The sequence below is a fragment of the Actinomadura darangshiensis genome, assembly GCF_004349235.1.
Lineage (GTDB): Bacteria > Actinomycetota > Actinomycetes > Streptosporangiales > Streptosporangiaceae > Spirillospora > Spirillospora darangshiensis.
The window spans coordinates 1-8,376 of record NZ_SMKY01000350.1; the positions used below are offsets into that span (position 1 = coordinate 1).

The window sequence follows — 8,376 nt, forward strand, 5'->3', positions numbered from 1 at the left end:
GGCCCCAGCCACCCCCACGCGGACGCCGTCCACCCGCCCGGAGCACCCGTTGTGGACGCCGGTTCCTCTACCGCTACGGAGGCGGCCAACGGACTCCCCCTTCATTACGGCACGGACGTGGATGTGAACCGTAATGAACGCGGAAGTTGCGGATGAACCGAGTTCGCAACAAAGAAACGGAGCCGACCACTCACCCTTGTGAGCCATACGGCAGGCGACTCCCCGAACCCGAATGCGGTTATAGGAGCAAACGACAACTACTACCGGACCGACTATCCGACAATGCGCAATTTCCCCGGCCAACCACGCACCGTGGGTCGCGCCGAAGGATCAGGTCGTCGTGACGGCGGTGAGGAGGCCGACCGAGACGCGGAAGTGAAACTTCTCCTTCCGCCCCGTGACGATGACCAGCCAGGTGTCGGGGCCGGTCTGGAACACCTGCCGGCCCTTGACCCGCTTCGGGTGACGCGGCTGGTACGTCAGCGCGGCCTCGGCCGCGAGGCGCCGGGCCTGCTCAACGTCGGGCCCCGCCGGCTGCACCGCGGGCAAGGACCACTGGACGGACTGCCCCTTGGTGATCTTCTCCTCGATCAGCACGTACCACTGATTGGGCGAGACCGGCTGCCGCTGCTCCATACCCCGATAATGCCGCACACCACCCTCACCCCGGAGTGCCCGGTGACCTTGCTGGTCTTCTGCCCTGACCGGGCCACCGCCCGCAACCCCGGTCACGCTCAGCGTTGCAGGGCGCCGCGGCCGCTGTGAATGCTCATGCCCGGCGCTGTCGGCGTAGGAGCACGACGACCAGCAGCACGCCGAAGGACCAAGGGATCGTCAAGAAGGCGGGCAGGACCCAGTACCAGCTGGAGGCTTCGCGCGTCCAGGCCGTTCCTTTGCAATCACTGCTGTAGGGAAACGTCTCTGCTGGGCATACACGGGCTTCCATCTGTGTGCCGACTATGCACTTGTCGCTGGGAACTTTAATCTCTACCCGCGGATTTGTCCCGCCTTTGTCGGGGGTGAATTCACCCTTGCACTCAGGATCGATTGACCCGTAGTTCTCAAGGTATTGCGTGATCTTCACCGTACCTGCTTCGCCTGCGTGACCGTGCGTGAGGGCATATTCCTGCCAGGCGCTTCCCCACATACTCGCAAGGACGAACCCGCCGATGATGACCGCCGGGATCAGGAAGATTACTGGAAGCAGGTAGATATTTTTCACCGGCCGTGTGGCACCACCGTGCACGTAGCCTCTCCTCCAGGGTTGCCGTCGCTTCGCACGGGAGGGTAACCAGGATCCTTATCGGTCTGATATTGGGTATGTCCGAATATGGTCATTCGGCGAACCTTTTTCGGGAAACCGAATGTGGTCATGACCGGATCAGGTCCCGGGGGCGCGGCAATTCGCGTGCTCTAATCGCAGGGCGATGTATCCGCTCTCACCAGAGGAGTTCGTGTCATGCGCACTGCATTAGGTGTGGTCACCCTGGCTTTCGGGACGGTGGCCGCGTTGGCCGTGCCCGCGCACGCCGCGGCGGCGTCCCAGCTCACCGTGAGCGTCGTCCCCGAGATCAGCAGCGGGCCGGCGGACCATTCGGTGACGCTGGAATGCGAGCCCACCGGCGGCGACCACCCGGACGCCAAGGCCGCCTGCGCGGACCTCATCGACGCCGGGGGTGACTTCCGCAGGATTCCGCCGTCGTCGGCCGCCTGCCCGCAGATCTACCGTCCGGTCGTCGCGTCCGTGCAGGGCGTGTGGCGCGGGGTGAAGATCTCGACCAGCGCCCGCTACATCAACGCCGTCTGCGCCAATACCGAGACCGGCGGCCACGTCTTCAACTTCTGACCCGGTCCTCGTCCGCTCCCTTCGCCGGGACGTGGCCCGCCTCCACGTCCCGGTCCGGCGCACCTCCCGGTTACCTGAGATTGGCGTTGAGGGTGCCCTCGGCGCCGAACAGTTCCTCGCGCCAGTGGTCGAGGAGGGCGGTGCTGTCGAAATCGTCTGGATGGAAGCCGCGTTTGTTGTAGGCGCGCAATCGGCGGATGACCTCGCGTGACAGGAAGGGCGAGTGGCGGAGGGCGGCCAGGCTGCGGCGCAGGCGGCCGGGGAGGTAGGTGGCGGGGTCGGCCAGCAGGGAGATGAACGTCCCGGTGACGACCAGGAACAGGAAGCCCGTGCTGATCAGCCGCATCGTGCGGATCCTGGTGCGTTCGCCGCCGCCGACGTGCCGGTACACGTCGAACGCGACGGCCTTGTGCTCGGACTCCTCCAGCGCGTGCCACAGCAGGATCGACCGGACGCTGGTGTCGCCGAGCAGCGCCTGCGCGCGGGGGTCGGTGAGCAGGCACTCGGCGATGGTCGCGGTGTAGTGCTCCAGCGCTGCGGTGTATCCGAGCCGGACGATCGGCGGCAGCAGGCGGTCGGCGAGGCGGAGGTCGCGTTCGACGAGGGCGGAGATCCGGTGGGTCGGGTAGCCCATCTTGCGGAGCGTCCTGTTGAGGTTGTCGTGCTCGCGCCCGTGGACGACCTCCTGCCCGATGAACCCGCGCACCTGCTCGGCCAGATCCGGGTCCTTGATGCGGTCGCTGTAGTGCCGGACGGAGCGGACGAAGAAGTCCTCGCCCGGCGGGAACGTCGCCGACAGCAGGGCCACGATGTGGCTCATGACCAGGTCGCCGTCCACGTAGTGGCGGCGCAGGGAGCCTTTGGGGTGGTCGAAGGCGATTCGGCGGGTGCGGATGGTGCGCTGTGTCATGCGGGCCTCGTCTCGGACGTCGTGTAGGCGTAGTCGTCCAGCGGGAAGACGCGGGCGGCGCGCGCGGCCTGCGCGGCGCTCGTGGGACGCAGGTATGGGGTGTCGCCGTGGTGGTCGAAGTAGTAGCTGTTGGCGGTGGCGCAGCCGTTGGTCGTCCACAGCGAGCCGGCGAGCCGGTCGCGCATTCGGCCGGTCCAGCGTTCGGTGGGTTCGGGCCGGATCTCCACCGCGGTCGCGCCCCGGCGGCGGGCCTCCTGGATCACGCGGACGACGTGCGCCGAGGTGGTCTCGACGAGCTGGTGCCAGGTGCCGCCGACCCAGCCGTACGGGCCGAACATCATGAAGTGGTTGGGCAGCCCCGGAATGCTGATGCCCTCGTACGACGCGAGCCGGTTCTCGGTGTAGAAGGTGGCGAGGTCGAACCCGCCGCGGCCGCGCACGGGCGTCCGGCGGAAGTTCTCCGGGTCGCTGGCGAGCCGGAACCCGGTCGCGAGGACGATCGCGTCGACGGCGCGTTCGCGGCCGTCCGCGGTGCGGACGCCCGTCGCGGTGACCCGGTCGATGGCGTCGGTGACCAGCGTGACGTTCGGGCGGTTGAACGTTCTGAGGTAGGTGTTGGAGACGGACGGGCGCTTGCAGCCGAGGCCGTAGCGGGGCGTCAGTTTCCGGCGCGTGGCGGGGTCCTTGACCTGCGTCCGGTACCAGAGTGAGCGGGCCAGGCGGGCGCCGCCGTGCGCGATGTACGGCCGTTTTCCGTGGCCGACGACCAGGTCGATGAGCACCATCTCGACGCCCCGGGTGGCGATCCGGCGGACCGCGTTCTGGACGCGCGGCGTGCGGCGGAACAGCCACCGCACCGGGCGCGGGATCGGCGCGTCCGGTTTCGGGCCGACCCAGATCGGGGTGCGCTGGTAGACGTCCAGCCGGGCGGTGCGCGGCGCGATCTCCGGGACGAGCTGGACGGCGCTGGCGCCCGTCCCGATGACCGCGACCCGCTTGCCGGCCAGGTCGTAGCCGTGGTCCCAGCCGGACGAGCGCAGCACCGTCCCGGCGAAGTCGCCGATGCCTGCGATGTCGACGGGCTTGGGGTCGACGAACACGCCGATCGCGCTGACCACGAACCGTGCGGTTACCTCTCCGGTGGGCGTGCGCAGCCGCCAGAGCCGGGCGTCCTCGTCCCAGGCGCGCTCGGTGACCTCGGTGTCCAGCCGGATGTGGCGGCGTATGCCGTACCGGTCGGCGAGCCCGTCGATGTAGTCCTTGACCTCCGCGCCGGGGGCGAACACCCGGGTCCAGCGCGGGTTGAGGGCGTAGCTGAACTGGTACGCCTGTGCGGGGACGTCCACGCCGATGCCGGGGTAGACGTTGTCGCGCCACGTGCCGCCGATGTCGGCGGCGCGTTCGAGGATGACGAAGTCGTCGATGCCGGCGCGCCGGAGCGCGATCCCCATCCCGATCCCGCTCAACCCCGCCCCGATGATCGCGACCTCGGCGTCCGGCATGGTGAACCCTCCCGCTATTGGAGTACGTGTCGAATATACCTGGATTATCCACGCCGGCCGGTGTCGTCAGGTACACCCCCGGGACGGGGCTCAGCGCCCGTGTGGAACGGCGGGCCGTCCGGAAGTCTTGATCACGTTGCTTCCGAACCACGTAGGAGTGCCCGATGGCGAGCGTCAAGATCCGTCTCCTTTCCACCACGGTCGCGGCGGCGGCGGTCACCGCGGCCGTCGTGCCCGCGGCGCACGCCGCCGCCGGGCCCCGGTCGCACGGCCGCCACCTGGACGCCAAGGTGCAGGCCCAGGCGGACAGGCTCGTCGCTGACGGCGCGCCCGGCGTGATCGTCATGACGCGGCGCGGCGGACGGGTGTCGCACGTGACGGCCGGGGTCTCCGACAAGGCGACCGGCGCGCCGATGGACCACCGGCTGCTCGTCCGGGTCGCGAGCGTGACCAAGTCGTTCACGTCCACGGTCATGCTGCAGCTCGCAGCCGAGCGGCGGCTGTCGCTGGACGACACCGTGGCGAAGTGGCTGCCGGGCGTGGTCGCCGGCAACGGCAACGACGGGTCGACGATCACCGTCCGGCAGCTGCTCGCGCAGACGAGCGGGCTGAACGACTACACGCCCGACCCGCGGGTGATGTCCGACCCGGCGCGCACCTGGACGCCCGCGGAGCTCATCGCCATCGCGATGGAGAAGCCGCCGCTGTACGCGCCCGGGACGAGCTGGAACTACGCCAACACCAACTACATCCTCGCCGGAATGATCATCGAGAAGGCGTCCGGGCGTCCGCTGGGCACCGAGTTCCAGCGGCGCGTCTTCGGGCCGCTGCGGCTGCGGCACACGTCCTTCCCGACGACCGACCCCTCGTTCCCCGGCCCGTACGTGCACGGGTACTACGACGAATTCGGGGACGTGAGCACGCAGATCAGCCCGTCCAGCGCACGCGCGTCCGGCGGCATCGTCAGCACGGTGGACGACGTGGCCCGGTTCCATCGCGCATTGTTCACCGGCAGGATGCTGCCGCCGAAGCAGATGCGCGAGCTGCGGACCGTCCGTCCGGTCAACGACGACGGGATCGTGGAGGACTACGGTCTCGGCGTCGCCCGCATCAAGTTCTCCTGCGGTTACGCCTGGGGCCACGACGGCGGCTTCCCCGGCTACCGGACGTGGACCTACACCAGCGCCGATGGACGCAGCCAGGCCGTCATCACCTACAACGAGTCCAAGCTGGAGTACGACAAGAAGTTCCGGGCCGATCTGGCCGAGGCGGCCGACACCGCCTTCTGCGCCTGACGCGACGCGCCGGGCGGCCGTATTTCTTCCTTCCGGCCAATTCCTTAATCGCACGTCGAATCGTTTTCTAGCAGGTGGCGATAATTCTTCGCGGCCACCGTTACGAAGGCGGGGGCGGCGCCGCCCAACGGCCCGCCCCCGCCGCGCATGCCCGGTTATAAACAGGTGAGCAGCGCGTTTCGCGTTTTGTTCCTCCGGTCTACAGATTGCCCCCGGCCCGCTGCGTACCGTCGAAGCCGTCCCCAGGCGAACGCGGTGACGGAGGAGTCCGATGACCAGAACCCTCGATCCCGGCGGTCTCGCCGAGCGCTCGGCCCCGATCCCGCCGCGGCTCGCCCGGATCATGCGCCCCGAACTGCCGAGCCTCGCCGACGAGATCGTCACCGAGATCCGGCGCGCCATCCCCGAGTACGCCCGGCCGCTGGACGGCCCCTACGGGCTCGTCCTGCGGCGCAGCGTGGAGGCCAACCTCGACGCGTTCGTCGACCGGGTCGCCGCGGCGCCCGGCCCGGCCGAGGTGAGCGAGGACCGCGCCGGAACGGCCCGGACGCTCGGCCAGTACGAGGCGCACGAAGGCCGCAGCATGGACAGCCTCCAGGCCGCCTACCGCATCGGCGGGCAGGTCGCCTGGCGCCGCGTCATGAAGGTCGCGCCCCACTACGACATCTCCTCGGCCATCATGTCCCTGCTCGCCGACGCCCTGTTCGTCTACCTGGACGAACTCGCGGCGCACTCGCTCGACGGCTACCTGGAGGCGAAGGCCCACCCGATCCCGGCGCTGGACGACCGGCGCAGGCGGGTCCTGCGGCGGCTCCTGCGCGAGCCCCCGGGGCCGGAGGTCGCCGAACTGGCCGAGGCCGCCGGCTGGGCGGTCCCCGGCGAGGTCACGCTGGTCGCCGTCGAACCCGAGTCCCGCTGCGTGCTGACGGCGCTGCACGAGGACGTCCTCGCCGACATGGAGTGCGCCGAGCCGCACGTCCTGCTGCCCGGCCCGTTCACGGCCGCGCGCCGGGCCATGCTGGCCGAGGCGCTCCCCGGCCGCCGGGTCGCGGTCGGCCTCACGATGCCGTCCGGCCAGGCGGCCGACTCGCTGCGCTGGGCCCGGCGGGCGCTCGGCCTCGCGCTCGACGGCGTCCTCGAAGGACCGGTGACGCTGTGCGAGAAGAACCTCGTCCCGCTGTGGCTGCTGTCCGACCCGGCGCTGGTCGAGCAGCTCACGCGGCGGCGCCTCGGCATCCTGGACGCGATGACGCCCGGCCAGCAGGACCGGCTCACCGAGACCCTGCGGACCTGGCTCGTCACCCGCGGCACCGCCGCCGAGATCGCCGCGCTGCTGCACATCCACCCGCAGACCGTCCGGTACCGGATGCGCAAGATCGAGCAGACCTTCGGCGCGGAACTGGCGGACCCGGAGGCCCGGTTCGGCATCGAGCTGGCCCTGCGCGCCGCCTTCCTGCGCTCCCGCCGCCTGTCCTGACTCAGCGCGGCGGCGCCTGGATCTTGCCGATCCCGAGCGTGTTCCGCGCCGGCATCAGGCCGGTCTCCAGCACCTTCACCAGGATCGGCAGGGTGAGCTGCGCGAGCCGGTCGGCGTTGGCGGCGCCCAGCCTGCGCCACGGCTCCCAGGCGAGGTCGTCGGTGGTCCGCTCGACGGCGTCGCGCAGGTCGCGGCCCCGGCCGGTCGCGGTGCCGTCGGCCTCGACGAGCCCGCGGGACGCGAGGCGGTCGCGGGCGGCGGCCCACTCGCCGTCCGTCCAGCCGCGGCTCGCGAACGTCTCCGCGGGCGCGGCGCCGACCGCGGCGAACGACACCAGCGCCTCGGCGGGGTCGAGCCCGTGCGCGAGGAGCGCGGCCACATGCCCGTCCCCGCGCTGCTCGCGCAGGATGCCGATCGCGTGCCACAGTACGAGGTGCGGCTCGTCCGGCCAGGGCAGCTCGGCGTTGGCGGCGGCGATCGGACGCCCGGCGGTGCCGGCCGCCTCGGCCGCGGCGCGGGCCAGCCCGGCCGCCTCGTCGACCTCCGCGTCGCCGATCCCGTCGCCGAGCAGCGTCCGGTACATCCGGTCGACGGCCCGCAACCGCGCTTCGAGCACGCGGCCGGGCGGCGCGACCGTCCAGGCGGCGGGGACGTGCTCGGCCACCATGCGCGGGCTGAAGCTGTAGAAGGCGGCCGACACCCGTTCCGTGCCCGCGGCGCCGAGCGGTGCCGCGCGCCACGCGAAGTAGCTGGGCCAGCGGGTGTCCACCTTGAATCCGAGCGCCTCCGCCTCGGCGAACACCTCGGGTGCGTACCAGAACAAAGCGTGCAGGGGTTCGAGCTGATGCCACATCTGCCGCGCAAGACCAGGGTCCGTCATCCCCGACTCCTCTCTGGGGACCACCCACCCTATCTTTCCATTGACTAGATGGGTATCGCCCCAGGCAGGTCACCCGAGATGCGACGGATCCTCGACCGGCAGCCCGTCCCGCACCCACTGATCGTCCATCCAGTTCCCGGGTCCGCGCCGCGGCGGCACCACCGGCCACCCCCCAGGCGGCGCGCTCAGCTGGGAGGCCGGCACCGCCCCCGGCCCGTCCGGCCAGGACGGGCCGTTCCCCGGCAGACCCTGCGTCCCCGGCGGCGCAGCCTCCGGCAGTCCCGCGGACCATGACGACCCGCCCGGCCAGGACGACGGAACAGGCAGCCCGTGCGGTCGCGGCGGTGCGCCTTCCGGCAAGCCCCGTGGCGGGGCCGCCGGCCCGTTCGTCCAGGACCGGGCGTGTGGCCGGGGGCCGACGGGGGCTTCGGCCAGAGCTGGCGAGGCGGCGGGGCGGCGTTCTTGG

At 70.8% G+C, this 8,376-nt stretch carries 8 protein-coding genes; 3 read left to right on the plus strand and 5 right to left on the minus strand.

What is annotated here, in order from left to right; translation table 11 throughout:
* Positions 1–330 precede the first annotated feature (330 nt).
* Positions 331–636, minus strand: coding sequence for a hypothetical protein (locus tag E1293_RS40980; protein WP_132204542.1), 306 nt, complete (start codon positions 634–636; stop codon positions 331–333).
* A 133-nt stretch (positions 637–769) separates the two neighbouring features.
* Positions 770–1,246: a hypothetical protein gene (locus tag E1293_RS40985; RefSeq protein ID WP_132204544.1), complete on the minus strand. Its 477-nt coding sequence runs from the start codon at positions 1,244–1,246 to the stop codon at positions 770–772.
* Positions 1,247–1,459: 213 nt separating this feature from the next.
* Between E1293_RS40985 and E1293_RS40990 the strand changes: the two genes are divergently transcribed.
* The gene (locus E1293_RS40990; protein WP_132204546.1) at positions 1,460–1,846 is read left to right on the plus strand and encodes an SSI family serine proteinase inhibitor; all 387 of its coding nucleotides are present in this window, start codon (positions 1,460–1,462) and stop codon (positions 1,844–1,846) included.
* 70 nt (positions 1,847–1,916) lie between these two features.
* Here the strand turns inward: E1293_RS40990 and E1293_RS40995 are convergent, their stop codons facing one another.
* Positions 1,917–2,756 (minus strand): metal-dependent hydrolase, encoded by an 840-nt coding sequence (locus E1293_RS40995; protein WP_132204548.1) that lies wholly within the window; start codon positions 2,754–2,756, stop codon positions 1,917–1,919.
* The gene (locus tag E1293_RS41000) at positions 2,753–4,258 is read right to left on the minus strand and encodes a flavin-containing monooxygenase (protein ID WP_132204550.1); all 1,506 of its coding nucleotides are present in this window, start codon (positions 4,256–4,258) and stop codon (positions 2,753–2,755) included. The genes E1293_RS40995 and E1293_RS41000 overlap by 4 nt, the downstream gene beginning before the upstream one ends.
* A gap of 164 nt (positions 4,259–4,422) precedes the next feature.
* Here E1293_RS41000 and E1293_RS41005 point away from each other — a divergent pair, with 164 nt between their 5' ends.
* The gene (locus E1293_RS41005; protein ID WP_132204552.1) at positions 4,423–5,553 is read left to right on the plus strand and encodes a serine hydrolase domain-containing protein; all 1,131 of its coding nucleotides are present in this window, start codon (positions 4,423–4,425) and stop codon (positions 5,551–5,553) included.
* Between the two features lie 271 nt (positions 5,554–5,824).
* Positions 5,825–7,030: a PucR-like N-terminal domain-containing protein gene (locus E1293_RS41010; protein ID WP_132204554.1), complete on the plus strand. Its 1,206-nt coding sequence runs from the start codon at positions 5,825–5,827 to the stop codon at positions 7,028–7,030.
* A gap of 1 nt (position 7,031) precedes the next feature.
* Here E1293_RS41010 and E1293_RS41015 read toward each other — a convergent pair whose 3' ends face one another.
* The gene (locus tag E1293_RS41015) at positions 7,032–7,910 is read right to left on the minus strand and encodes an SCO6745 family protein (RefSeq protein WP_132204556.1); all 879 of its coding nucleotides are present in this window, start codon (positions 7,908–7,910) and stop codon (positions 7,032–7,034) included.
* Between the last annotated feature and the right edge of the window lie 466 nt (positions 7,911–8,376).